This is a genomic window from Kosakonia sp. HypNH10, from assembly GCF_029850615.1.
Lineage (GTDB): Bacteria > Pseudomonadota > Gammaproteobacteria > Enterobacterales > Enterobacteriaceae > Kosakonia > Kosakonia cowanii.
In genome coordinates this window covers 260802-286308 of record NZ_JAOTIU010000004.1, presented here as the reverse complement: position 1 = coordinate 286308, position 25507 = coordinate 260802, and the positions used below count along the sequence as shown (strand labels likewise).

Below are 25507 nucleotides of genomic sequence, written 5' to 3'. Positions count from 1 at the left end.
TGCTTACTGGATAAATCTGCCCCGCCTCCCTGCGGGGCGCACATTCCCTATTTCACCGGCTGTAGCGCCGTTTTATCGACGTAGGGCTTCATCAGCGTATCCGCCTCTTTTTGTGCGGCGGCGGCCGCCGCTTCCGGCGTCACTTTGTCATCGTTCACCACCGCGGCGAGCTGGTTCTCCATCGCTTTGCGCACGGCGACGGTTTCATAAGTGGAATACCACGGTTGCGCATACTGCAACTGCTCCAGCGCAATCGCCGCGCGCGGATCCTGCTTGAGGTAAGCCTTCATCTCCGGCGTGTCGTAGGTCGCTTTCAGCGGCGAGAAGTAGCCGGTAAAGCGGCTCCATGCACCGTTCACCTCGGGGCTAATGAGGTAGGTCATAAACGTATAAGCCGCTTTTTTCTGCGCGTCTGAGATGCCTTTAAAGCTCACCAGGCTGGCGCCGCCAATCGGCACCGCGCGCTGCAGCTGGGCAGGCATCATCGCTACGCCCAGCTCAAACCCTTTGCTGTTTTCACGCATAAAGCCAAGCGCGCCGGTGCTCAGCATCGTCATCCCCACTTTGCCGGAGAAGAAGGCGGCGCTGATCTGTTTGGAGTTCAGCACGCCGGAGGGCATCACTTTCTCTTTGTAGATCAGATCCTGCCAGAAGCGCAGCGCGCCAATGGTGGTCGGCGCGTTGTAATAGACCTCGCCCGGGAAGTTCTCGTTGAAGTAGTTGCCGCCGTTGGCGCGTACCAGCGAGGAGAAGATCCAGCCGCCGTAATCGTCGTTGGTGGAGGGGAGCATAATGCCCCACTGGCCTTTGCTCTGGTCCGTCAGCTTTTTCGCATCCTCCAGCAGCGTTTTCCAGTCCTGCGGCGGTTGCGTGATGCCCGCCTGCGCAAACAGCGTTTTGTTGTAGTAGAGGATCGGCGTCGAGTTGTGGAACGGGATGGCATAGGTTACGCCCATCACCTGCGCATTCTTATGCATCGCAGGCCAGAAGGCGCTTTGCAGGAAATCGCCCGCTTTTTTATCGCCATATTTAAACAGCTCATCCATTGGCAGGATTTCATCTTTCAGCGCCAGATCGGTGGTGAAGTTGGCGGACATGATCACCAGCGCAGGCGGCTGGCCCGCCTTCTGCGCGGACTCGGCTTTCATTTTGGTGGTGTCGTAGTTGCCGGTAAAAATGCCGCGCACCTCGACCTCTTTTTGCGAGTCGTTGAAGGCTTTGATGATGCGCGTCATCTCCATCGTCAGCTTGCCGTCGACCGGTGCCGGAAACATAAAGTCGATCTTCTCCTGCGCCGCCGCATTGGCGCTTATCGCAAGGGTTATACCGTAAGTAAGCACTCGCATCAGCTTATGCATGGTCTCTCTCCTGGTGTAAATTACGCTGCGTATCGGCAGCAAAAAGGTGGCAATCAAACGGTGAAAAACCGACGCTGAGCGTGTCCCCTTTGTTGGGAACATCACCCCGGTGACGGCGGATGTAGCGCAGGTTGCCGATGGGCGTGGTGACATGCAGCTGGTAATCCGCGCCCATCAGTTCGCGCTGGGTGACGGTGGCAGGCAGCATCAGATGGCCTGCTTCTGGCACATCGGTGATATGTTCCGGGCGAATGCCGAGCCACACCTCAACATCATTTCGGGCGTGAGCCGGCAGCGGCAGGCGCTGCTCGCCCAACTGCACATCGCCTGCGGCGCAGGGCAGCCGTTGCAGGTTCATCGCCGGTGAGCCGATAAAGCCAGCGACAAACAGGTTCACCGGGTGCGCATAGAGCTCTTCCGGGCGGCCCACCTGCTGCACATGCCCGCCGTTCATCACTACGATGCGGTCGGCCATCGACATCGCTTCGGTCTGATCATGGGTGACGTAGATGGTGCTTATCTGTAACTGCTGGTGCATCGCCATAATGCTGTCGCGCACGTCGCTGCGCAGGCGGGCATCGAGGTTGGAGAGCGGTTCATCCATCAAAAAGAGCTTCGGGTTGCGCACGATGGCGCGCGCCATCGCCACGCGCTGACGCTGGCCGCCGGAGAGTTTGGCCGGTTTTCTCTCCAGCAGCGTATCAAGTTCCAGCATCTGCGCCACGCGCTCCAGCCGCGGCTGCCAGCTTGCTCGCTCCTCATTGCGCACCTTCATGCCGAAGGTGATGTTGTCGCGCACGGAAAGATGCGGGAAGAGGGCGTAGTTCTGGAAGATCATCGCAAAGTTGCGATCGCGCGGCGAAAGAGAAGTGATCTGCTGATTATCGAGCCAGATCTCCCCGCTGCTGACGCTCTCTAAGCCGGCGATCAGCCGCAGCAGCGTGCTTTTACCGCAGCCGGACGGGCCGACCAGCACGACAAATTCGCCGTCGGCAATCTCCAGCGAGACCGCGTTCAGTGCCGCATTGCCCTCAAAACTTTTACTTATCTGATTGAGTCTTAACATGTGCTTAGCGCTCATCCACCGGGCAGCTGATCTGCGGGTTGTAGAGCCACGGGCCAGGGTAGTGCGAGAGCGAATGCAGGTAGCTGACCCACTGTTCGCCGATCTGGCGGTGCATCAGGCAGGCGGGCGGCGACATATCGTAATAGGGGCGGGTATCTTCGTGGCAGTACGGCACCTGATGCACGGTGGCGGGAATGGTGGCAATCGTCGCCTGGCGATACTGGGTCATGGTCAGGCTGTGGTTATGGCCGCAGAAGATGCGCGTCAGCGCCGGGAAACGCTCAATCAGATTTAACAGCAGATGACCGTTTTCGCAGGCGATGCGATCCATCTGCGCATTGCCGAGCGGCAGCGGCGGGTGGTGCATAAAGAGCGCGGTAGGCCGATCTCTACTCTGTGTAAGCTGCGCTTCCAGCCAGTTCAGCGTCTCCGGCGTCAGCCAGCCTTTTGACTCCCCGGCGAGGCTTGTGTCAATAAACAGCAGGCGGGTGGGGAACTCATCAATCGCGTAACGCATATTGTGCGGATCGCTGCCCAGCTGTGGGCAGAGCGGGTGCATATACTCAAGAAAGTGCGCTTTGTCGTCGTGATTGCCGGGAATGACAAACAGCGGATAGTCGAGGCTGCCGAGCACCTGGCGCGCCACGTGATACTCCGCAGGCTGGCCGCAGTTGACGATATCGCCGCTGATGACCACCGCGTCCGGGCGCTCGCGCAGGGCGTTTAGCTGGCACACCACATCGGCGTTACCGGCATTGACGTCAATAAACCCGTACAGCTTCTGATGCTGGCTACGAAAGTGGGTGTCGGAAATTTGCGCTAAAAACATCACTGCACTCCTTATTTAATGCCGGAGAAGCCAAAGCTTCGAAGAAACTGTTTCTGGAACGCGATAAAGGCGACCATCAGCGGCAGGCAGACCATCAGCGTCCCGGCGCTGATCACCCCCCACTGCCCGCCGGACTCCGCGCCCATGGCGAAGGAGACCAGCCCGACCGTCAGCACCTGCTTGTCGGGATCGTTAAGCATCATTAGCGGCCATAAATACTCGTTCCAATGATAGGTAATGCTGACGGTGGCGAAGGCGAGCAGCGACGGCCACGACATCGGTAACATCACGCGGAACAGCACCTGCCACCAGCGGCAGCCCTCCATCAGCGCCGCCTCTTCGATCTCTTTCGGGATGGCGAGAAAGGCCTGGCGCATCAGGAACACGCCGAACGCCGAGGTGAAGTAGGGCATCATCACGCCGGTTAAGGTGTTGAGCAGGTCGAAGGTTTTCAGCGTCAGCATATTGGGGATCATCATCACCACCGGCATGATCATCAGCTGCACCAGAAAGAGGACGAACAGCGTCTGCTTGCCGCGAAACTCGTGGCAGGCGAAGACATACCCGGCGGTCGTGATGGTAAAAAGCTGCACGAAGAAGGTGCCGAAGGCGAAAATCAGCGTGTTGCCATAGAGGCTCAGCCAGTCGGCGCTGTTCCACGCCTCGCGGAAGTTATCCAGCGTCAGCGGGAAGCGCGGCAGGATCGAGGCCATCTCTTCGCCGAAGGTGGTGGTGCTGAAAGCGGACGACAGCATCCAGATAAACGGGCTGACCCACAGCAGCGCCAGGCAGCTCATTAACAGCGCGAGGGTAAACGAACGGGAGTGGCGCAGACGCAGCCAGCGCGGGCGGGCAGCGGCGGCCGTCGAGTTGAGGGCAGGCGAGATCTCAACGCTCATAGTGCGCTCCTCTTTCCAGTAATTTCAGGTTAACCAGCGAAAAGATGAACAGGCCGACCAGCGTTAAAAAGGTGGCCGCCGACGCTTTACCGAGATCGTGCGTCTCCCAGGCGAGATTCTGGATGTAGTAGAGCAGCACGGTGGTGGCGTTGTCCGGCCCGCCGTGGGTCATCACCGCAACGTGATCGATCTGCGTTACGGAGTAGATCAGCGCTGTGGTGAGCACAAAGCTCAGGGTCGGGCGCAGCAGCGGCAGCGTCACTTTGAAGAAAACCTGGCTTGGCGTTGCGCCTTCCATCACCGCCGCTTCGCGCGTGGAAGCGGGAATGCCCTGCAATCCGGCAAGAAAGAACAGCATGTAGTAGCCGGCAAATTTCCATACGCCAATCAGCGCCAGCGCAAACAGGGCGCTGTTGCTGCGACCGAGCCAGTTGTTGTTCATCGGGCCAAAAAGGGTGGCCAGGTAGTGATCGAGCATGCCGAGGCCGGGCATAAAGATAAATAGCCACAGCGCGGCGGCGCTGACCATCGGGATAATCATCGGGAAGAAAAAGGCGGTGCGCAGCCAGCGGTTGACGCGGTGGTTTTCCCACAGCGCGACGGCCAGCAGCAGCGCCAGCGTGACGCCCGGGATCACCGTCAGCAGGATATAGAGCAGGTTATTGAGCAGCGATTGCCAGAAGACGCTGTCTTCCAGCAGGCGCATAAAGTTAGCCGCACCGACAAAGGGCGGGTTGTCGCTCGCCATGCGCGTATCAAACAGGCTGTCGTAGACCGAGCGCAGCAGGGGAAAGTAGGTGAACAGCGCCAGGAAGAGCAGCGACGGCGAGAGGATAAGCCAGGGAAGCCAGTACTTTTTCATAGTTGCCTGAAAAAAACGTCACGGGTTTCGAAAGCGGGCATTGTGTGAAACCAATGCTGCAAAAGCATGGCGTGCAGGTGACTGTTTAATGAACCGGAAGTACGGGGAAGGTGCCGGGTGGCGGCTGCGCCTTACCCGGCCTACGAAAAGGGTGTGCTCACACGTAGGCCCGATAAGCGAAGCGCCATCGGGCAGTGCAGGGGAGGTGCCGGGTGGCAGCTACGCCTTACCCGGCCTACGAAAAGCGAGTGCTTACACGTAGGCCCGATAAGCGAAGCGCCATCGGGCAATGCAGAAGGGTTACCGGTTAAACCTTAAAAATCCATCTTCACCGTGAACTGCACTTCACGCGGATCGCCAATCTGGTTACCCAGATTATTGGTGCCCATCGATGAGGTGTAATAGGTCTTATCAAACAGGTTTTTCAGGTTCAGTTGCAGCGTCACCGGGTAGCGCAGCTGCATTTTGTAAGCGGCAAAGGCATCCGCGACGACATAGCCAGGCAGGTAGTAATCCGCGCCGTTGGTGGCCGAGCGGCGGCTGACGCCGTGCCCACCGCCGCCAAGGGTCAGCGTATTACCGGCGTAAACATTGTGAATGTCATAGGTCAGGAACAGCGAACCGGTGTGACGCGGCACGTTCGGCAGCGGTTTCCCGGCGTAGTCCGGATCTTCCAGCACTTTCGCCGCGGTATAGCTGTAGCTGGCGATCACATTCATATTCGGCGTCAGCGCACCCGCCAGATCCATCTCAACACCCTGAGAGCGCACGCGCCCGGCGGTTTTCGCTACCGTCTCATCGCCGATGATTTCGTTATACAGCACGTTGCGTTTGTGGATATCAAACGCCGTAATGTTGGCAGTAACACCGTCGAACAGGTCAAATTTGGCACCCACTTCATAGGAGGTCGACGTTTCCGGCGGCAGGTCGCCGATATAGCTGGCAATCGACGACTGCGGCATAAAAGCTTTCGCCACGTTACCGAACAGTGAGATCGACGGTGTGAGTTTATAAACGAGGCCAAATTTCGGCGTCCACTGCTCATCACTGCTGTCGGTGTTGACCTTAAACGGCCGCCCTTTGCCCGCATACTGGGTGTAATACTGGTAGCGCATCCCGGCGACCGCGATCCAGTTGTCCGTCAGATAGAGCGCATCCTGGGCATACGCCGAGTAGCTCTCTTGCTGGATGCGCTGATCGCTGTCAGAGGCCGAGACGGTTGTACATTTGCTCGCCCGACCGTAGCTCGGGTTGTAAATATTGAAATCTTTCACGTTCTTACAGCGGATCATATCGGTGCGCAGCAGATCGTAATTTTCATACGCGACGCCGGTGAGGATCTCGTTATAAAAGCCGCCGAGCGTCACGTTGCCCTGCAGATCGGCGCGCGTGGTGTGCATGCGCTGGGTCGATCCCTGCGTGGCATCCACCCGGCGCGTCAGCCCACCGGTGGCGGCGTTATAGGCCATCACCCGCGACTGGTTATCGCTGTATTTATCCTGGCTGAAACCATACTCCAGCTTTCCGGTCCACTGGCTGTTAAAGCGGTATTCAGCGTTGAGCTGCGCGATGTCAGATTCACCGTCAGTAATATTAAACGGCTCATCAAAACGGGTTTTACGATCGACATTGACCGGCTGTTTGGTCGCAAGATCGAAGATCGTGCCGCGATCGAACGGCATCTGATAATCACGATGGGAGTAGAGCACATTGATCGTCGCGTTGTCGCCAAACCAGCTCAGTGAAGGGGCGATAAAGGTGCTTTTCTGCTTGCCGAAATTACGCCAGTAATCTTCGTTCTGATATTCGCCGATCAAGCGCCAGGCTAGCCGCGTGCCCTCGATCGGGCCGGTAACGTCAAACTCACCGGTGCCGCCGCCAAAGCTGCTGGAGGTGGCGGAAACGGAGCCACCAAAGGTGGTTTCCGGGCGTTTGGTCACCACGTTGATAAGCCCGCCGGGATCGAGAATGCCATACAGCGTTGAGGCCGGGCCTTTCAGCACTTCCACCCGCGAGACATCGGCGTTAAAACTGCGCGGCACCACGGTGCGCAGGCCGTTGGTCATCACCGAGCCGTCGCGGTTGGCACCAAAACCGCGGCGCACAAACGCATCCTGCGTGCCGCCGAGCGTGTTGGTCTGCACAACGTTGCTGACGTTGTAGAGCGCTTCATCAAGCGTAGTGGCGTGTTGATCTTCCAGCACCTGGTCGCTGACGGTGTTCACCACTTGCGGAATATCCAGCAGCGGCATCGAGGTCAGGGTGGCGGTGGAGGAGCTGAGCGGCTGATACCCGGAGGTGGCCGGTTTATCGGCGGCGGCATCTGCCACTACCGTTACGGTGTCGCCCTCTTTGTTATCTGCGGCGTGCGTGAGTGGTGAAACGAGCGCGCCTAAAATGAGCGCAGAGAGGCGCGCGCGCCCTTTTTGCCCGGAATAACAACCCGTTAAATCTGCCATGTCTTCTTCTTTCCCGAAGCGTGCCTGCGTTACCGGCAGGCGTGAACGTTTTTTTATGGTTATTGCTGGTGGATAAAGCGCTATCCGTTAACCGTAGTGTGCGGCTTCGGATTTGTAATTGATAATCATTCAATCATGGGCTTATGTAGTAGTAAATGATAAAAGTGAGATATTCACTACAGCAGAAGCGCAGCGGTAAGAGGGCAGTTTGTGCAGTAGGTTTAGTTAATTAACTTATTAAAAATAAATAACTTAATGGCTCATTCTGTTTTTCAAATATGCGGACGCAATCTGCCAGAGCGGCTAAGTGAACTCGCTCATTTGGATACTTGACTACTACAGCGGCAAACTGCAAAATTTCAAAAGAGAATGAGATTTATTTTTATTTGATGCTAACGCACGCGCGGGTAGCCACGCTGTTGCGGCGCAGGAGTCAACATGCCACAACACGTGGAACAACCTGAAAGCGGGCAAGGTATCGTGCTCGAACGCCTGTCGGCGGGCTATCACAAGCAGATAATTGTCGATGAGATCAGCCTGACCATTCCCCTCGGCAAAATGAGTGTGCTGGTGGGCGCAAACGGCTCCGGGAAATCCACTCTGCTCAGCACCATTGCCCGCATGCTGAAACCGCTGGGCGGCAGCGTGTTGCTGGATGGCAAAGCGATTCATCAGCAGCCGACAAAAGCCGTCTCCCGCCAGTTGGGCATCTTGCCGCAGTCGCCGGTCGTGCCGGAAGGGCTGACGGTGTTTGAGCTGGTCGCGCGCGGGCGTTTCCCCTGGCAGAGCTTTATGCGCCAGTGGTCCCAGGAGGATGAAAACGCAGTGCAGCAGGCGCTGGAGATGACCGGCACTGCCGGGTTTGCCCATCAGCCCGTGGATAGCCTTTCCGGCGGCCAGCGGCAGCGCTGCTGGATTGCGATGGCGCTGGCGCAGCAAACGCCGGTGATCCTGCTTGATGAACCAACCACCTTCCTCGATCTTCGCTATCAGGTGGAGATCCTCGAACTGCTGCACACCTTAACCCGCGATCATGGCCGCACGGTGATTGTGGTGCTGCACGATCTTAACTTCGCGGTGAACTACGCCGACACGCTGATCTTCCTCAAGCAGGGACGTTTGCAGGGGGTGATCAACGAAGGCGAAGCCTGCACGCCGGAGCTGATCAAACGCGTGTTCGATGTCGAGGTACAGATGTCGGTTAACCCGTTGACCGGCAAGCCCTTCTTTATCCCCTTTCGCAAACCGGGCGGTAGCGGCGCATGATCATTCGTCACTCTGCCCGCGTGAGCATCGCCGCGCTTGGCCTGCTGGCATTAGTGATGATGGCGGCCATTGCCCACCTGGGACTTGGCGCGCGCTACATCGCACCGCCGACAGTGGTGCAGGCGCTGATCGCCTTTGATCCGCACAATTTCGATCACCGGGTGATCATCAGCCTGCGTTTGCTGCGCCTCGTCGCCGCGATCTTTACCGGCGGCGCGTTGGGCGTTGCCGGAGCACTCTTGCAGTCGGTTATTCGCAACCCCTTAGGTGAGCCGCACATCCTTGGGTTGAATGCCGGAGCCGCGCTGGCGGTGGTGGCAACTACCGCGCTTGGCATCACGGTGGGCGATGCCGCCGTTAGCCGACCGCTGATTGCCGCCACCGGCGCGGCCATCCTCTTTTCCCTGGTGATGCTGCTCTGTTCGGCCGGGCGCGCTGGCTTCACGCCGATGAAGGTGACGCTCTGCGGCGTGGCGCTGTCGGCCTTTGCCTCGTCAATCACCGCCGCGATCCTGATCCTTGATGAGCAGACCTTGCTGAGCATGCGCACCTGGCTGGCGGGCGATCTTGCCGGGCTAAGCTGGGCGCAAATCACCCCTGCGGCGATGGCTGCCACCGCTGGCTTCGCGCTGGCGATTGGGCTGGCACCGGCACTGAATATGCTGGCGCTCGGCGATACGCTGGCGCGCGGCCTTGGTGTTTCGCTGGCGCGCATTCGCCTGCTCTCCTTACTCGCCATTGCGCTGCTGTGCGGCGCGGCGGTGGCCATTGCCGGGCCGGTCGGGTTTGTCGGGCTGGTGGTGCCGCATATGGTGCGCCGCCTGGCGGGGAGCGATCTGCGCGTGGTGATCCCACTTTCCGCCCTTGGAGGCGCGGCGCTGCTGCTGCTGGCGGATATCGCCGCGCGTACGCTGCTGTCGCCGCAGGAGCTGGCGACCGGGGTGATGACTGCGCTGGTCGGCGCGCCGCTGTTCATGCTGCTGGCGGCGAGGTTCTTCAAATGAGCCACCAACTGCATCGCGCCGGGCTGCGTGTATTCCGGATCGGCGGCTTCTCCCGCCTGCTGCGCCCGCGTGCGCTGCTGTGGCTGAGCGGCCTGCTACTGCTGGCGCTGGGGCTGCTGCTGTTCGGCGTTTCGCACGGATCGCTGCCCGTGCCGACATCAAACCTTGCCCGGGCGCTGTTTATGCCGCAGATGCTCAGCGGCGAGCAACACTATGTGGTGTGGGATCTGCGCCTGCCGCGGCTCTGCATGGCGCTGCTCTGCGGAGCGATGCTCGGCATGGCGGGCGCGGCGATGCAATCCATGACGCGCAACGGGCTGGCGGATCCGGGCTTAATTGGCGTGAAAGAGGGGGCCAGCGTTGCGGTGTTAACGCTGGTGTTCAGCTTTCCGGCGGTGAGCGTTGTCTGGCGCCCGCTGGCGGGAATGGCGGGCGGCCTGCTTGCCGCAGGCCTGGTGATCGCGCTGGCGCGGGATGTCTCCCGCCCGCGCTTTGTGCTGCTGGGTATTGGCCTCTCCTGGACTTTCGCCGCCGGTATCGGCCTCTTTATGACCACCGCTGATGTGCGCGACGTACAGACCGCGATGCTGTGGCTGGCGGGCAGTTTACAGGCTGCCAGCTTGCCGCTGCTGGGCGTGGCGCTCTGCTGGGTGCTGCCTGCGGCACTTATTTTGCTGCTCACCGCCCGCGCGGCGGATGTCGCGCAACTGGGTAACCAGGCGGCAACCGGTCTCGGCGTGCGGCTGATGCTGCTTAACGGCCTGCGGGTGTTCGCGCCGGTGTTGCTGACCGCGGCCAGCGTCTCCTGCGTCGGCAGCCTCGGCTTTGTCGGGCTGATCGCCCCGCATATGGCGCGCTTTCTGCTGCGCGGCGGCGAGCGCGCGCTGCTGTGGGGCAGCGCACTGCTCGGTGGTTTGCTGGTGCTGGCTGCCGATACGATTGGGCGGCTGGCGTTTGCGCCACTGCAACTTCCCGCCGGGATTGTGATTGCGCTGGTGGGCGGCCCCTTTTTCCTGTTGCTGCTCTGGCAGCGGCGCGATCGCTTGTAACCTTAAGGAGTTCTATGCGCATCCTCTTCTCCCTGCTGCTGCTGGCCGGTTTCGCCGCCGCTGCCGCAGAGCCTGTGCAGAGTTTCACCGACGATTTAGGGCGCGTGGTCAAGGTACCGCAGCACCCGAAACGCATTGTCTCGCTGCACGATCTTGATATCACCATTCCGCTGATTGAGCTTGGCGTGCCGCCGGTCGCCAGCCACGGGCGCACGCAGGCGGATGGTCGCCACGTTTTACGCTCCGGCGCGCTGTTAACCGGCGTCGACTTTGATAACTCTGACATCCGCTTTATCGGCTCTGCCGATATCGATATGGAAGCGGTGGCTGCGGCAAAACCCGATTTGATCATCACCGAGCCCAGCCGTAATACGCCAGTAGAGCAACTGGAGAAGATCGCGCCGACTGTGAGCATCGATCACCTGCAGGGCGGCGCGCCGGAGATCTACCGCAAGCTGGCGCAGCTGACCGGCACGCAGGCGCGGCTGGCGATCCTGATGCGGCGCTATCAGGAGCAGATTGCGGCGCTGAAAAAGACCATTGATACCCGCAAGATAACGGTGTCGGTTATTCAGGCGAACAACGGCAAAATCAACGTCTTGCACAGCTACCACTCGCTGGGCCGCGTGCTGCGGGATGCCGGTTTTCGCTTCCCGCCGCTTATCGACAGCATCCCCGAAGGCGGGCGGATGGACGTCAGCGCCGAGCGGCTACCGGAGCTGGATGCGGACTTTGTCTTTGCGACATGGCGCGGCGATACCGGCGGCACACCGCAGGATGAGATGGCCGCCATGAACGCGGTGATGCCCGGCTGGTGCGATTTCCTCACCGCCTGTCACAACGGGCGCTATGTACTGATTTCACGGGAAGAGGCGATCTCTAACTCCTTTGCCTCGTTAAGCCTGATGGTGGCGCAGGTGCAGTCGCAGATTGCCGGGCGACCGCTGCCGCAACAAGGGAAGTGAAGATGCAGAACGCAAAGCGGGCCAGAAGCCGCGTCGATGTCTACGGCGAGCGTTTTCGCGCGCGGGCGCAGACGCTGTCGCCGCGTTTGCAGGCGGTGGCGCGTTATATCCACGATCATCGCGAAGCGGTGCTGGAGCAGACGGCGATGGAGATTGCCGCCGCCACCCACACCTCTGACGCCACTGTCGTGCGGGCAATTCAGGCGCTGGGCTTTGCCGGGTTGCGCGATCTGAAGCAGACGCTGGAGCAGTGGTTTGGCCCGGCGGCTTCGTCGGCCGAAAAGATGAGCACCACGGTGAATGCGCTCGCCTGCGACGTCAATTCCGGTATCGATTTTGTCCTCGAAGGGCATCAACACACCTGCGAAGTGCTCTCCGCGCCCGCCAACCGTTACGCCATCGCGCAGGCGGTGGCACTGCTGGTCGACGCCCGCCAGGTGGCGATTTTCGGTATTGGCGCATCGGGGATCCTGGCGGAGTACAGCGCGCGGCTTTTCAACCGCATCGGCTTACCCGCTATTGAACTTAACCGCACCGGCATCGCCCTTTCTGAGCAGCTGATTGGGCTACAGCGCGGCGATGTGCTGGTGATGATGGCGCAGAAATCGGCGCACCGCGAAGGGCTGACCACGCTGAAAGAGGCGCGGCGGCTCGGCATTCCGGTGATCCTGCTGACCAACGCCGTCGACTCGCGCTTCAGCCAGCAAGCGGATGTGGTGATCCATGTCCCGCGCGGCGGCGAGAAGGGCAAAATCCCGCTGCACGGCACGGTGTTGCTCTGCCTGGAGATGATTGTGCTGTCGGTGGCGTCAGCCAATTCGCAGCGGGCGATAAAAACGGTGAAACGCATTAATGAGTTTCACCGGGGCTTAAAGCCGGGCGGCAAAAAGTGGTAAGCGCGCCGGTTATCCTTCTGACTGTGATCCTTTTATGAGAATCGTTCTCAATAGCATTGAAGCAGCCGGGAGCGGATGGTAAGGTGTAGGCCGTTTCGCCCGGCGTGGGGCCTGGGTTTGACCGAGAACGAACGGCTGCCGGTTATGCAAAAAAGAGACTTTTCCGTTGAAGATTTTATCGGCTTTGGCGAGCGCTACGGCATCGATTACCGCTTTCCGGCGCTGGCTTCCTGCCGCTCGCTGAGCGAAGAGCGACGCATCGTGATTCAGGGCGATGTGCAGGAGATGCGCTTCTCCAGCGGCCTGAACCTGACCCGCTCCGATATTCGCGTTCTGCAACCCTATGAAACCACCTCCCTGCACAGCTGCCCGCTCTATATGCTGGTGGTGCTGGAAGGCAGCGTAATGCTGCGCCTTAACGGTGAGGAGTTTATCGTCCGTTCCGGCATGGCCTTTACCTCGCGCCTGAGCGAGCAGCAGGTGATGAACGCCCGTCATCTGGCGGATAACGCCCTGCGCACGCTGTCGCTCGGCGTCGATCCCGCCAGCTGCCAGCGCTCTCCGCTGCTTACCGCACTGCTGGAGCAGTGGGAATCCCACGGTGCGCCAACCTTTTTATGGCAGGTGCCCGAGTTTCTGCTCTCCGGTTTACAACAGAGCCAGCTTTCGACGCTGCCCGCACTGTCGCGCGAACTGATCCTCGAAGGGGTGATGCTGCAACTGGTCGGGCACGCGCTGTCACAGCGGATGGCGGGCGTTGAACGCTGTACGCGCGCCTGCGGCGGTGAGGGGCAACGGCTTGAGTCGGTGCGCCGTTTGCTCGAGCAGCAGCCGGAAAAAGAGTACACCCTGACCGCGCTGGCGCAGCTGGCGGCGATGAGCACCAGCAGCCTGCGGGTGAAGTTCCGCCAGGCGTATGGCCACTCGGTGTTTGACTATCTGCGCGACTGCCGCCTGGCGCTGGCGCGGCGCTACCTCGTCCAGGGTTACAGCGTGCAGCAAGCCGCCTGGATGTCGGGCTATCAACACGCCACCAACTTTTCTACCGCCTTTCGCCGCCGGTACGGCATCGCGCCGAGCGAAGCGCGCCAGCCGATCGCCTCCCCGTAGACCTTTTCTCTCGCCCTGGGCGCCATTTTGTCACCGCGCATATGTGAATTGTCATTGCGCATAGCTATTGGCGAATCCAAAAGGGTAATAATTCTTATTTACAATAATAACCGCTTCTGGAGAGTTTCATGTTCGCAAAAACGCGACTGGCATTGATGATTGGCTGCATAACCGGTGGGATGAGCGTTTCGGCGCTGGCGCAGGAAAACGCCAAAGATACCGTGGTAGTAACGTCGCAGGTGCAGAGCGGCGCGACCAAGCTGGAGACGCCGGATATCGAAACGCCGCAGGCGGTCTCGATCGTCACGCGCCAGCAGTATGAAGAGCAGGGCGCAACCAGCGTGCGCCAGGCCGTGAGCTACACGCCGGGCGTCTACAGCAACCAAATTGGTGCTTCCAACCGTTTCGATTACATCGTGCTGCGCGGCTTTTCCGACGGCAGCCTCGATAACGTCTATCTCGACGGCCTGAAGATGATGGGCGACACCAACTCCCACAGCTCGCTGGTGATCGACCCGTGGTTTTTAGACAGCGTTGAAGTGGTGCGCGGCCCGGCATCCGTGCTCTATGGCCGCTCGTCGCCGGGCGGCATTGTGGCGCTGAACTCGCGTAAACCGTCGTTCGATCCGGGCGGTGAAGTGAAACTCTTCGCGGGCAATAACAACCAGCGCGGCGCGGCGTTTGATGTGACCGGGCCGGTGGATGATAACGATCGCGTGGCGGTGCGTTTAACCGGTATGACCCGCTATGCTGACTCCCAGTTTGATCACCTGAAAGAGCAGCGTTACGCCATCGCGCCGGGCGTCACCTGGCGTATTACCGACAGCACGCGCCTCGATGTGATGGCCTATCTGCATCGCGATCCGGAAGGTGGCAGCCACTCTGGCCTGCCCTATGAAGGCACCGTAGTGCCGCACGCCGGGGGCAAAATCTCCAACACCTTCTTTGAGGGCGAAGATCAGTACGACAAGTACAAACGCCGTGAAAACATGGTTGGCTATAACTTTGAGCACATGTTTGAGAGCGGCTGGTCGGTGCGCCAGAAGCTGCGCTACCTGCGTACCAAAGTCGATCTCAATCAGGTTTATGCCTCGGGCTGGCTGAATGAGACCGAGCTGAACCGCGGTTACTCCGGCTCGGATGAGTCCCTCTCGGCGGTGACGCTGGATAACCAGCTTGATGGCAGCGTCGATACCGGTGCCATTAACCACCGTCTGCTGGTGGGCGTCGATTATCAGCATCGCAATAATAATGTCACCTCGTCCTATGGCAGCTTCCCGGCGATCGATGCCTTTAACCCGGTTTACGGTGCCGATCCGCTCTCAATTTCCGTGTATGGCCGTGAAAAGCATAAACTGGAGCAGACCGGGATCTATGTACAGGATCAGATGTCGCTCGATCGCTGGCGCCTGACCCTCGGCGGCCGTCACGATCAGGTGAAGATCACTAACAGCAATAAGATCGGTGACACTCACGATACGCTGGAGAAAGACCATATCAGCAGCCGTGCGGCACTGATGTACCTCTTCGACAGCGGATTTGCGCCCTACGTAAGCTACTCGACGGCCTTTACGCCGACCAGCTTTACCGATGAGAACGGCAAGATCCTGCAACCGATGAAGGGCAAGCAGTGGGAAGCGGGGCTGAAGTTCCAGCCGGAAGGGTCGCAGACCATGTACAGCGCCTCGGTCTACCGCATCAACCAGAACAATATCGCCACCAAAGTGGAGCCGACCGATCCCTACCGCGCTATCGGCGAGATTGAGTCAGAAGGGGTTGAACTGGAAGCGGTGGGTCAGCTGACGGATAACCTGCGCTTACAAGCGGCTTACACCTATAACGACATTCGTTATAAGAAAAGCAGCGCCGAGGAGCAGGGCAAACGCGCGGTTTACGCCCCGCGTAACCAGGCCAGCGCCTGGCTGAGCTATGACGTGAAAGCGGGTGCGCTGAACGGCCTGACCCTCGGTTCCGGCGTGCGGTATGTTAACGGCATCACCTCCGATCGTGAGAATACCCACACGCTGCCCTCCTACACGCTGGTGGATCTGGCCGTCGGGTACGATCTGTCGAATATCGGGCTGAAAGGGCTGAGCGCACAGGTGAACGTGAATAACCTCACCGACAAGCGCTATGTCGCCTCGTGTAACTCCGCCAACTACTGCTACTTTGGTGCCGAGCGCAGCATCGTCGGCAGCCTCTCTTACGCATTCTGATGTGATAAACCCGGCCGCTGCGCTGGGTTTTTTCTTAGCTGAGATCGACGCCTTTATGGCCGAAGAGCCAGGTGACGATAAACCCACCGAGATAGGCCACCACCACGCCCGCCGCATAGACCGCCATCCCGGCGTAGATGCCATGATCGGAGGTCATCAGCGGCAGCGCCACCAGCCCGGAAGGGCCAAACACCGTATTCAACCCGACCGGTAAGCCAAGCCACGCCACGGCACCCATAAAAAATCCACCGCAGGCACCGCCAATACAGGCGGTAACAAAAGGTTTAACGCGCGGCAGGGTCACGGCGTAGATCAGCGGTTCACCGACGCCGAGCAGGCCGGGAATGATCGCCCCGCGGATCTGGTTGCGGATCGTCGATTCACGCGCCGCGCGGAAGTAAAGTGCCAGCGCCGCGCCCACCTGGCCGCCGCCCGCCATCGCCAGAATTGGAAAGAGCGAGTTGAAACCCTGCGCATCCATCAGGGCGAAGTAGACCGGAATAAAGCCCTGATGCACGCCAAACACCACGGCAATCAGGAACAGGCCCGCCAGCACCGCGCAGCCAAACGGGTTGCCGTTCAGGTGCAGAAACAGCCACGACATCCCTTTAAACAGCTCGCCGCCGATCGGCATGATCAATGTGAAGGTGAGCGCACCGGTGATCAGCAGCGTCAGCAGCGAGGTGAGGATCATATCGAGATTGTCGGGCACAAATTTGCGGATCTGCCGCTCGATCCACGCGCCGAGGATCGTGGCGATCAGCACGCCGATAATATTGCCGCGCGGATCGATACTCATGCCGAAGAAGGTATCGATCCCGGAGAAGTAGCCGACCGTCGCTTTCGCGTCGTAGCCAAGCACAAACAGCGCGGCGATAATTGCGCCGTTGACGCCGCTGCCGCCAAAGGCTTTCTGCGCGTTGTAGCCAATCAAGATCGGCAGGAAGGTGAACAACCCTTTGCCGAACACTTTCATATAACCGACGACGTGCGCGAGCGCGCTGCTCTTATCCTGCGCGCCAACCAGCAGGCTCTGCTCAATCAGCGTGGCGAAGCCGAGCAGCATCCCGGCGGCGATAAAGCCGGGGATAAGCGGTGTGAAAATGGTGGCGAATTTCGCCAGAAACTGATGCAGGCCGCTGGTCTGCTTCGCCTTCATCTGCTGTTTGGTGTCGCGGGCGACCTCTTTAAGCGAGGCCGATTCTGCGGGCGCATTGTCACGGCTGATTAAGATACTCATCATCTCTGCCGCGGTTTGCGCTTTGCCGGGGCCAACGATGATCTGCAACTGATCGTCGCTGTTTACCACGCCGAGCACGCCCGGCAGTGCCTGTAGCCCGGCCTTGTCGACAAGCGCGTCGTTATGCAGCGCCAGGCGCAGGCGCGTCATGCAGTTGCCGCAGCTTTTGATATTTGCTTCGCCACCGACCCGTTGCAGGATGGAGGTGATCAGTTCCGGCGTGATTTTGGCCATCACTTCACTCCTGCGTGGGCCAGTGCCTGGCGAATAAACCCGCCGTTATCCGCGAGCAAACGCGCAGCTTCTTCGGCGTCAACCTGCGCCAGCACCATCAGGATGGCGGTTTTACAGTGGCCGTTGCTGGTCTGTAGCGCGTGCTTCGCCTCATCGCTGTCGCAGCCGGTGGCTTCCATGACAATATTGACCTGGCGCTGCACCAGCTTCTGGTTCGTCGCTTCCACGTCTACCATCAAGTTGCCGTAGACTTTGCCGCTGCGGATCATCGCCCCGGTAGTGAGCATATTGAGCACCAGTTTTTGCGCCGTGCCCGCTTTCATGCGCGAGGAGCCGGTAACCACTTCCGCGCCGACCACCGGCGTAATGGCGATATCGGCAATCTGCGTCATCGGACTACCGGCGTTGCAGGTCAGCGATATGGTGGTGGCATGCAGGCTTTTGGCGTACTCCATGGCGGCAATCACATAGGGCGTGCGCCCGCTGGCGGCGATGCCGACCAGCACGTCGTTGGCGTTGAAATTGAGGGATTTAAGATCGTCGACGCCGAGCGTCAGGCTATCTTCGGCGTTCTCCACCGCCTGCAAAATCGCGCGATGGCCGCCAGCAATGAGGCCGACAACCTGCTCACGCGGCGTACCGTAAGTGGGCGGGCATTCGCTGGCATCCAGAATGCCTAAACGCCCGGAGGTGCCCGCGCCGCAGTAAATCAGACGTCCGCCCTTTTTAAAGGCGCTGACAATCGCATCGACCGCCTGCGTAATCGCCGGGATCACCTGCTCAACCGCCAGCGCGACCTTCTGATCCTCACGGTTAATCACCCGTAACATCGCCTCGGTATCAAGCATGTCGATATTGGCGCTGGCGCTGTTGCGGCCTTCGGTCGTCAATGTGGATAGATCAATGTTCATCACGTCTCACTTCACTCTGCGTTATGACTTTCTGCCTGCCGCGTCGCGGCCCCGGCAACCGAAAAAGGAATAATATATTATTCATAACTATCAATTTAAGAATAATTTATTCTTACACGGGGCGCGAAACGAGAGTGTGACGCTGCTCATGATGCGCATAAGTCATCATTAAGCGGCGCGTCAGCGCTGATGAAAAGTGAAAATGGCCTGCACCAGCGCATCCGGATCGAACTCAAGTTCGCCAGCGTTAAGCGCTGCGCGAAGGCGTTCAATCTTAGGCTGGTCAACCTCCGGCAATTGATCAAGGTCGGCCTGCGCCTGGTTAAGCAAAAAGAGGGTCGCGTCAGAAAATGGGGGCGCTGTCATGATGTGCGTCTCACAGAGGGCGGTTAACGTTTGGCGGCTATCTGGCTACCTAAAACGACCACCGTCGCTGCAAACTTAATCCCCGGGTTTTTGCTTAATCCCGCTCCAGCTGATAGCGAAAAATCATGCCATTTTGCTGACAGACCAGCGGCACGCCATCGGGTGCAATCTGCTGCATGGCGTTTTCTGAATAGGTCAGCAGATCAACATTGTTGGTCACCATGCGGTTACCTTTTGCCGGGTTGAACAGCACCGGTGCGTAGGCAAAATAGTGTTTACCGTAGCGCTGGCGCGTGTGGACAAAGTTACTTTTGAGCATAAAGGCCGCATCGTGCGGGCTGCTGAGCGTGCTGACAATAATATTGCCCGCCGTGCTGATGCGCGAATCGTAGATCTCCTGCTGGTGCAGCATCAAATCATAAAACCCCACCTGCTGTACGATCTCCCCCGTCTGATAAAGGGCGCGCTGTTCACGCTGGAAAACGATGCCGCAGGCCAGCGCCGCCAGAGTGGTGGCAAGCAGTAATAGTGACTGTTTATTGGCGGTGACAAAGTGCCATTTCATCCATTTTTCTCCGTGTTTCACTCATGATCAGCTTATTTAATAACGCCGTGTCGGAGCGCCAGTGGTCAATTTGCATCACCAGTACCCGCTGCTCGCAGGGAGTATGTATGCGGAAGGTATAATTCAGTGTTTGGTTCTGGCTTCGATAGTAAATAGCAATACGCAGCGCCTTCTGCTTTGCCTGCTGATTAAGCCGGGTATAGCTCTCCTTTAATCGATCATAAATAGCCGTCGGCTCTTTCATTCTTTCGCCCGGTGCCAGCAGCGCAAAAATACGCAGATGGCTGTAGATATTTTTCGCCACCTCTTTTGCCACTATTTTGTTGTTATAGGTGAGCGCCAGATAGCCGCTACAGAGAGTGCTGAATATTAAGATCAGCATAATAAGCAGGACCTTTATATAGGGAAAAGGTTGTGCAGCAACAGGCGTCTGTTGCCGGGTTGGTGCGGGTAACGCAGGCGCGGCAGGTGGCGTCTCCTGCGGGGGAATATCGATTTCAGGCGTTAAAGAGCGCGGATCTGGCGGCGGCCCACTGACCAGAGGGCGACAATATTTTGCCTCCAGCACGTAGCCCTGTTTCGGGATGGTGCGAATAATTCGCTGCTGCTTGCCGTTATCCGCCAGGGCGGTACGCAGCGTGTGAATGGCGTTGGGCAGGCTGTGGCTGCTGACTGCGCGATCCTCCCACACCTGCGCAGTCAACGCCTCATGGGAGAGGATCTCGCCGGGGTGTTGCTGCAAAACAGCCAGCAGTCTGAGCGGGTGCGTTCCCAGCCGTCTCTCCTCGCCAGTCACCACATGGTGGATCGCGCCTGAGGCGGGAACGATGACCCAGTTATTCACGGTGCAATTGGTTTTATTCATAAAAGGTTAACGATTGAGGCCAATCCGGCAGAGGCTTATCACAAGAAATAATGTCGTCGGCTGAATCGGATAAATAATAGAATAAATATTCGTAGTTCACCGGTTTGTGGCGTTAATAATACGGAAGGCTACGGGTAAATTACATGTGATTTCATTAGTTGCCGCTTTTCAAAGGATTAAAAAACGGGTTTGTGGTGTATTGTTTGACGCCGTTGAGGAGCGCTTTTGTAAGTTATTCGCTACTTCTCTTCTCATTTTGTTAATTAGGTGTTGCCGAAACTTTTTATTAATTGTTTTATCCGCTGTTCCTCATACGTAATGTAAATGATGAATTTAACTGCCGCAAAAACCTTAAATCCCGCTGATGAAGCGCGTTATATCAGTGATTATTTGCCGCTGGTACATAAAGTCGTCAAACAGTTCAGCTGGCAGACCAGCAGCGTAATGAGCAAAGAGGATATGCGGCAGATTGCCCTGATGGGGTTGCTGGCCTCGCTGCGCCGCTATGGCCCGCCGGACGCGCAGTTTGCCGGCTACGCCATTCAGCGTATTCGCGGCGCGGTGCTGGATGAGTTACGCCAGCAGGACTGGCGGCCGCGCAGGCTGCGTCAACAGACGCATAAGCTGACGGATGCGATCCGCGAGATCACCCGTGAGTTGGGGTATGAGCCGCGCTTTGAGGAGCTGAGTGAACGGCTGTCGGTAACGCCGGAAGCCTGGCAGCAATATCTGCTGCTGCACTCGGCCAGTGCGCTGGAGAGCCTGGATAACCTGCTGGAGAGCGATCTGCACGCCAGCGCGCTCTATAGCCGCCAGCTCGAGGATGAACTGCTTCCCGCCTACACGTTACGCAGCGCGGTAGCCAGCCTCGACAAGCGTGAGCAGCTGATCCTCGCGCTCTATTACCAGCATGAACTGAACCTGAAAGAGATTGCGCAGGTGATCGGCGTATCGGAAGCGCGTGTTTGCCAGCTTAATAAAGTGATTGCCCAGAAGGTTCAGGCGTTTACTCGTCAATAAACGCGCTATCCGCGGTGCTGGCTATTGCCGGTGCTTACGTTTAACTCGTTGGTATAAATGTGTTGTTCTTGTGAAAGCTGTGATTTTGTCATCCATCGTCGCCCCCAGTCGGAGCTTGCTCCGAGGGTTTTTGGGGCTTTTTTTTACTCTTCTTGTGCTGTCGCTGGCAACCGGGTGTGTACAAACGCCCTCGCGCACAGCGGCGCCTCTGTTAACCGCATCTGAGACGAACGCGCAGACAACTGCCGCGCATCATCAGGCGCAGCGAAAAGCGCGCGTTCGCGCATCGTTACTTGCGGTGATGAACCGCCTGGAGAAACAGCTCGGTAAACCTTACGTGCGCGGCGGCGTCTCACCGCAGCGGGGGTTCGACTGTAGCGGGCTGGTGGTCTACGCCTATAACAAAGTGTTGGATCGAAAACTGCCGCGCACCACCCGTGCGATGTTCAGGGATAAGGGGCTGAAAAAAGTAGCCCGCCATAAACTTCGCCGCGGCGATCTGGTGTTCTTCCGCAGTAAAACGCGCGGCCCGGCAGATCACGTTGGCGTCTATCTTGGCAACAATACCTTTATCGAAGCACCGCGCAGCGGGCTGAAGATCCGTATCAGTAACCTGACCAATGATTACTGGCAGGATCACTACCTCGGCGCGCGGCGTATTCTGACTAACGAGGCGATTCTCTGAGGCTACTCCTCCAGCGCATGGTGGATCGCCGCGCCCAGCTGTTTGATTGCCTCCCGTCTCTCTTCATCCGGCGGCAGAGCGCAGTTGAGGCGCAGGCAGTTGCGATACTTGCCGGAAGCCGAGAAGAGCGACCCGGGTGCGATCTGGATTTTTAACCGGCATAGCTGGCGTGCAACACAGACCATATCGACGCTTTCCGGCAGTTCGACCCACAGCAGAAATCCCCCCTGCGGGCGCGTCACGCAGATATTGCATGGAAAATATTGCCTTACCCAACAGGTGTAGACAGCCAGCCGCTGCTGGTAGATCTGGCGCATCCGGCGTACGTGGCGGTGATAGTGCCCGTCGCGGATAAACGCCGCCACCGCCAGCTGGGTGGAAGGGACGTTGGTGCCGATGGCGGCATATTTTTTATGGATCACCCGATCCAGATAGCGCCCCGGCGCGATCCAGCCAATACGCAGACCCGGTGCCACGGTTTTGGTCAGTGAACTGCACAGCAGCACGCGGCCATCGATATCACAGGATTTGATGGTACTCGGGCGCGGATAGTCGGTGGCCAGCTCGCCATAAATATCATCTTCGAAAATGACAATATCGTGGCGCTGTGCCAGCGACAGCGCCGCTTTTTTGCGTGCTTCCGGCATGGTAAACCCGAGCGGGTTCTGGCAGTTGGGCACCAGGATCACCCCTTTGATCGGCCACTGCTCCAGCGCCAGTTCCAGCGCTTCAATGCTGATCCCGGTTTCCGGATCGGTGGGGATTTCGATCGCTTTGATATCCAGCCCGCGCAGCAGCTGCATGGTGCCGTAGAAGCAGGGCGACTCGACGGCGACAATATCGCCGGGGCCGCAGACCGCCATCAGCGCCAGCGACAGCGCCGGGTGGCAGCCGGCGGTGATAACAATCTCTTCGGCATTTAACGACGTGCCGCCATCAAGCATCAGGCGGGCGATCTGTTCGCGCAGCTCCTGCTGGCCGGGCAGGGGGTCATAGCTGAGTGCATCCATCACCTGGTGCTGCGCGATGCGGCTCATCTCTTTCCACAGCGGTTTGAGGGTCGGCTGGTTAAGGTCCGGTGCGCCGCCGCCGAAAGCGACAATCTCTTTATCCGTGCGCGCATCAAGCAGAGTTAGCACTTCATCCCACTGTGTGACGTCAACCGGGCGCTGTACCGGGCGCGACATCGCCGGCACCGGCGGTTTGGCTTTGCGCGGCGCGACAAAGTAGCCGGAGCGCGGCTGCGGAGTGATTAACTGCAACGTCTCCAGTACCTGATAAGCCTGCTGTACGGTGCTGATACTGACGCCATGCTCCTGGCTCAGGCTGCGCACCGAAGGCAATTTTTCACCGTGGCGATATAAGCCGTGTTCAATACGCTCTGCAAGCAAAGTGGCCAGATGTTGGTAGCGGGTCATGCTGTATCCTAAAAAGTCACCATACAGTTGCAAAAAACAGTACAGATTGGGCGAGAAAGCGGCGTGCAGATCCCTTTTTACGTCATCTGTATGGTAAAGAAAACTATTTTTTGAGTCTGTATTGTGCAGGACGATCGCAGCGAAGATAGAGCTCTTTTCAGGCGAGGAGAGCAACATGGAATTTTTCGAAAATCGACCACAGCGCCCGTTTTCCGGGTTTGTTTTACTCTGGCACCAGCTGCGGCGCTGGCACCTGTTGGCGAAAACCCGACGCGAACTGCGCAGGCTGAGTGACGAACAGTTAAAAGATATGGGACTACGGCGTAGCGATATAAGCTGAAGGCAAAACGGGCGCTGGAAATATCTGGTGGTTCCCGCCCACCCTGCGTTGGGCTATGCTTAGCTCCATAACCTGAAGGGAGAGAGCCCATGCATTTTATTACTAACCACGATGATGACGACAAAAAAGAGAAAGAAGCGGGCAATGCCAGCCAGCTGATGCAGCAGAAACTGCTGGATGCGCGTTCGATCATCATCTCCGGTGAGATCAACCAGGCGCTGACAGAGAAAGTGGTAACCCAGCTTCTGCTGTTACAGGGCATCAGCGATGCGCCGATCAAAATCTATCTCAACAGCCAGGGCGGCCATGTCGAAGCGGCAGATACCATCCACGACATGATCAAATTTATCACCCCGGAAGTGCATATCATCGGCACCGGCTGGGTCGCCAGCGCCGGGATCACCATCTTCCTCGCGGCGAAAAAAGAGCATCGCTACTCGCTGCCGAACACCCGCTTTATGATCCACCAGCCGCTGGGCGGCGTGCGTGGTCAGGCGAGCGATATCGAAATCGAAGCCAAAGAGATCATCCGCACCCTTGAGCGCGTCAACCGCATGATTGCTGACGCGACCGGCCAGCCGGTGGAGAAAGTGAAGCAGGACACCGATCGCAACTTCTGGATGAACACCAAAGAGGCGATGGATTACGGCATTGTCTCCCGCGTGGTCAACTCCTACGCCGATCTCAACCTCGACTAATCGACTGTGCTTTTCTGAGGCGGGAACTCTCTCGCCTCATCATTTTCCTGATTCTGTTTCGCACCCCTGACGCCTTTCTCAATGGAGTGATGGCATGAAAAAAAGTATCACCGCGGCGCTGATAACCGCAGCGACCCTGAGCCTTCCCGTGCTGGCGGCACCTGCCAGCGTCTCGTTCGAACATAAAGACTGGCAAGTGGTGTGCGATAACACCCTGACCTGCCGCGCTGCGGGCTACAGCACGGAAGAGGATGCCTCCGGCTCGGTGCTGATCACCCGTAAAGCGGGGCCGCAGACGCCGGTTTCCGTGCAGGTGGTGCTGGCAGATATGGACGGCAGTGAACCGCCGTCGCCGCCGAAGCTGGCACTGTGGATTAACGGTAAACCCCTCGGCGCGTTAACCCCCGGCGATAACGACACCTGGCGTCTGACGGACGAGCAGGCAGCGCAGATGATTGCTGCGGTGAAGGGCAGCGGCATGGTGGTCTTTAAAGGCGGCGCGAAAACGTTTGTGCTCTCTGGCGACGGCGCTTCCGCCGCGCTGCTGAAGATTGACGATGTGCAGGGGCGCGTCGGCACGCCGGGCGCACTGAGTAAAAAAGGCAATAAGCCCGAAACCTCGGTTACCGCTGCGATCCCCGCCCCGGTGATCCAGGCCGCGCCGGTCAGCAAGGAAAACGCGCGCGCCCTGAGTGCCGCTGAAGCAAAAGAACTCACGCCCCGGCTGCTGGCGGCCATCGCTAAAGATGATGACTGTGGCCGGCTCTCCAGTCCGGAAGAGGAGGTGATCAAAGGTGAAAATGATCTCACCCTGACGCCGCTGGACGCAAAACATGGCCTGGTGTCCACACTCTGCTGGCGCGCCGCCTACAACGAAGGTTACGGCTACTGGGTAGTTGATAACGCCCTGAAAGAGAAACCGCAGTTCATCACCAGCTCGGGAACGGATTACAGTGATGGTGCCATCACCCTCGCTCAGCGCGGGCGCGGAATTGGCGACTGCTGGGCATCAGCCGAGTGGGTGTGGGACGGCGAAGCGTTTCGTAAGAGCAGCGGAAGCACTACCGGCCTGTGCCGCGGCATTCGCGCGGGCGGTGCCTGGGAGCTTCCCGAGTTTGTTGCCGAGGTGAAAGCCGCGAAATAACTCTCTGAACACCCCCGCGACCTGATAAAAGAATGCGTGGGT

General features: G+C 58.7%; 23 protein-coding genes and 1 pseudogene. 12 read left to right on the top strand and 12 right to left on the bottom strand.

The features are described 5' to 3' along the window. Nucleotides 1-47 precede the first annotated feature (47 nt). From N7V53_RS13690 to N7V53_RS13665, 6 genes are all read right to left on the bottom strand, one after another. Nucleotides 48-1358, bottom strand: coding sequence for an ABC transporter substrate-binding protein (locus tag N7V53_RS13690; RefSeq protein ID WP_279793694.1), 1311 nt, complete (start codon nucleotides 1356-1358; stop codon nucleotides 48-50). Further along, complete coding sequence (locus tag N7V53_RS13685; protein WP_279793693.1) at nucleotides 1351-2424, bottom strand: ABC transporter ATP-binding protein; 1074 nt, start codon at nucleotides 2422-2424, stop codon at nucleotides 1351-1353. Before N7V53_RS13685 ends, N7V53_RS13690 begins: the two co-directional genes overlap by 8 nt. 4 nt (nucleotides 2425-2428) lie before the next feature. Next, complete coding sequence (locus N7V53_RS13680) at nucleotides 2429-3253, bottom strand: phosphodiesterase (protein WP_279793692.1); 825 nt, start codon at nucleotides 3251-3253, stop codon at nucleotides 2429-2431. A gap of 11 nt (nucleotides 3254-3264) precedes the next feature. Continuing rightward, a complete protein-coding gene (locus tag N7V53_RS13675) occupies nucleotides 3265-4152 on the bottom strand; it encodes a carbohydrate ABC transporter permease (RefSeq protein WP_279793691.1) in 888 nt (295 codons plus the stop codon). Continuing rightward, nucleotides 4142-5014, bottom strand: a complete 873-nt coding sequence (locus N7V53_RS13670) for a sugar ABC transporter permease (RefSeq protein ID WP_279793690.1) — start codon at nucleotides 5012-5014, stop codon at nucleotides 4142-4144. Before N7V53_RS13670 ends, N7V53_RS13675 begins: the two co-directional genes overlap by 11 nt. A 314-nt stretch (nucleotides 5015-5328) precedes the next feature. After that, nucleotides 5329-7473, bottom strand: a complete 2145-nt coding sequence (locus tag N7V53_RS13665; RefSeq protein WP_279793689.1) for a TonB-dependent siderophore receptor — start codon at nucleotides 7471-7473, stop codon at nucleotides 5329-5331. A 438-nt stretch (nucleotides 7474-7911) separates the two neighbouring features. On the opposite strand from N7V53_RS13665, the gene N7V53_RS13660 reads away from it, so the two are divergent. From N7V53_RS13660 to N7V53_RS13630, 7 genes are all read left to right on the top strand, one after another. After that, on the top strand, nucleotides 7912-8739 hold the full coding sequence (locus tag N7V53_RS13660) for an ABC transporter ATP-binding protein (protein ID WP_279793688.1): 828 nt from the start codon (nucleotides 7912-7914) through the stop codon (nucleotides 8737-8739). After that, a complete protein-coding gene (locus N7V53_RS13655; RefSeq protein ID WP_279793687.1) occupies nucleotides 8736-9743 on the top strand; it encodes an iron ABC transporter permease in 1008 nt (335 codons plus the stop codon). Before N7V53_RS13660 ends, N7V53_RS13655 begins: the two co-directional genes overlap by 4 nt. After that, on the top strand, nucleotides 9740-10792 hold the full coding sequence (locus N7V53_RS13650; protein ID WP_279793686.1) for an iron ABC transporter permease: 1053 nt from the start codon (nucleotides 9740-9742) through the stop codon (nucleotides 10790-10792). The genes N7V53_RS13655 and N7V53_RS13650 overlap by 4 nt, the downstream gene beginning before the upstream one ends. Nucleotides 10793-10806: 14 nt before the next feature. Beyond that, nucleotides 10807-11757, top strand: coding sequence for an iron-siderophore ABC transporter substrate-binding protein (locus tag N7V53_RS13645; RefSeq protein WP_279793685.1), 951 nt, complete (start codon nucleotides 10807-10809; stop codon nucleotides 11755-11757). Between the two features lie 2 nt (nucleotides 11758-11759). Beyond that, nucleotides 11760-12653 carry a MurR/RpiR family transcriptional regulator gene (locus N7V53_RS13640; protein ID WP_279793684.1) on the top strand — a complete coding sequence of 298 codons (894 nt, stop codon included), beginning with the start codon at nucleotides 11760-11762 and terminating at the stop codon, nucleotides 12651-12653. Between the two features lie 144 nt (nucleotides 12654-12797). Beyond that, complete coding sequence (locus N7V53_RS13635; RefSeq protein WP_279793683.1) at nucleotides 12798-13763, top strand: helix-turn-helix transcriptional regulator; 966 nt, start codon at nucleotides 12798-12800, stop codon at nucleotides 13761-13763. A gap of 128 nt (nucleotides 13764-13891) precedes the next feature. Further along, on the top strand, nucleotides 13892-15979 hold the full coding sequence (locus tag N7V53_RS13630; RefSeq protein ID WP_279793682.1) for a TonB-dependent siderophore receptor: 2088 nt from the start codon (nucleotides 13892-13894) through the stop codon (nucleotides 15977-15979). Nucleotides 15980-16013: 34 nt separating this feature from the next. Here N7V53_RS13630 and murP read toward each other — a convergent pair whose 3' ends face one another. The 5 genes from murP to N7V53_RS13605 form a co-directional block, all read right to left on the bottom strand. Then, entirely contained in the window at nucleotides 16014-17453 is a 1440-nt protein-coding gene (gene murP / locus N7V53_RS13625) for a PTS N-acetylmuramic acid transporter subunit IIBC (protein ID WP_279793681.1), read from the bottom strand. After that, nucleotides 17453-18364 (bottom strand): N-acetylmuramic acid 6-phosphate etherase, encoded by a 912-nt coding sequence (murQ, locus tag N7V53_RS13620; protein ID WP_279793680.1) that lies wholly within the window; start codon nucleotides 18362-18364, stop codon nucleotides 17453-17455. Before murQ ends, murP begins: the two co-directional genes overlap by 1 nt. Before the next feature lie 180 nt (nucleotides 18365-18544). Beyond that, the gene (locus tag N7V53_RS13615) at nucleotides 18545-18730 is read right to left on the bottom strand and encodes a flagellar biosynthesis anti-sigma factor FlgM (protein WP_279793679.1); all 186 of its coding nucleotides are present in this window, start codon (nucleotides 18728-18730) and stop codon (nucleotides 18545-18547) included. Between the two features lie 94 nt (nucleotides 18731-18824). After that, complete coding sequence (locus N7V53_RS13610) at nucleotides 18825-19295, bottom strand: hypothetical protein (RefSeq protein WP_279793678.1); 471 nt, start codon at nucleotides 19293-19295, stop codon at nucleotides 18825-18827. After that, nucleotides 19267-20160: a winged helix-turn-helix domain-containing protein gene (locus N7V53_RS13605; protein WP_279793677.1), complete on the bottom strand. Its 894-nt coding sequence runs from the start codon at nucleotides 20158-20160 to the stop codon at nucleotides 19267-19269. The genes N7V53_RS13610 and N7V53_RS13605 overlap by 29 nt, the downstream gene beginning before the upstream one ends. 324 nt (nucleotides 20161-20484) lie before the next feature. Between N7V53_RS13605 and N7V53_RS13600 the strand changes: the two genes are divergently transcribed. Then, entirely contained in the window at nucleotides 20485-21180 is a 696-nt protein-coding gene (locus N7V53_RS13600) for a FliA/WhiG family RNA polymerase sigma factor (RefSeq protein ID WP_279793676.1), read from the top strand. Nucleotides 21181-21481: 301 nt separating this feature from the next. Then, nucleotides 21482-21865: pseudogene (locus N7V53_RS13595) on the top strand (C40 family peptidase); the annotation flags it as partial. 2 nt (nucleotides 21866-21867) lie between these two features. On the opposite strand, the gene N7V53_RS13590 reads toward N7V53_RS13595, so the two are convergent. After that, nucleotides 21868-23283, bottom strand: coding sequence for a PLP-dependent aminotransferase family protein (locus N7V53_RS13590; RefSeq protein ID WP_279793675.1), 1416 nt, complete (start codon nucleotides 23281-23283; stop codon nucleotides 21868-21870). 175 nt (nucleotides 23284-23458) lie between these two features. Here N7V53_RS13590 and N7V53_RS13585 point away from each other — a divergent pair, with 175 nt between their 5' ends. The 3 genes from N7V53_RS13585 (at nucleotide 23459) to N7V53_RS13575 (ending at nucleotide 25465) form a co-directional block, all read left to right on the top strand. Next, entirely contained in the window at nucleotides 23459-23623 is a 165-nt protein-coding gene (locus tag N7V53_RS13585) for a DUF1127 domain-containing protein (RefSeq protein ID WP_279793674.1), read from the top strand. 89 nt (nucleotides 23624-23712) lie between these two features. Then, nucleotides 23713-24321: an ATP-dependent Clp protease proteolytic subunit gene (locus N7V53_RS13580; RefSeq protein ID WP_023480386.1), complete on the top strand. Its 609-nt coding sequence runs from the start codon at nucleotides 23713-23715 to the stop codon at nucleotides 24319-24321. A 94-nt stretch (nucleotides 24322-24415) separates the two neighbouring features. Beyond that, nucleotides 24416-25465 (top strand): DUF1176 domain-containing protein, encoded by a 1050-nt coding sequence (locus N7V53_RS13575; protein WP_279793673.1) that lies wholly within the window; start codon nucleotides 24416-24418, stop codon nucleotides 25463-25465. Nucleotides 25466-25507 lie beyond the last annotated feature (42 nt).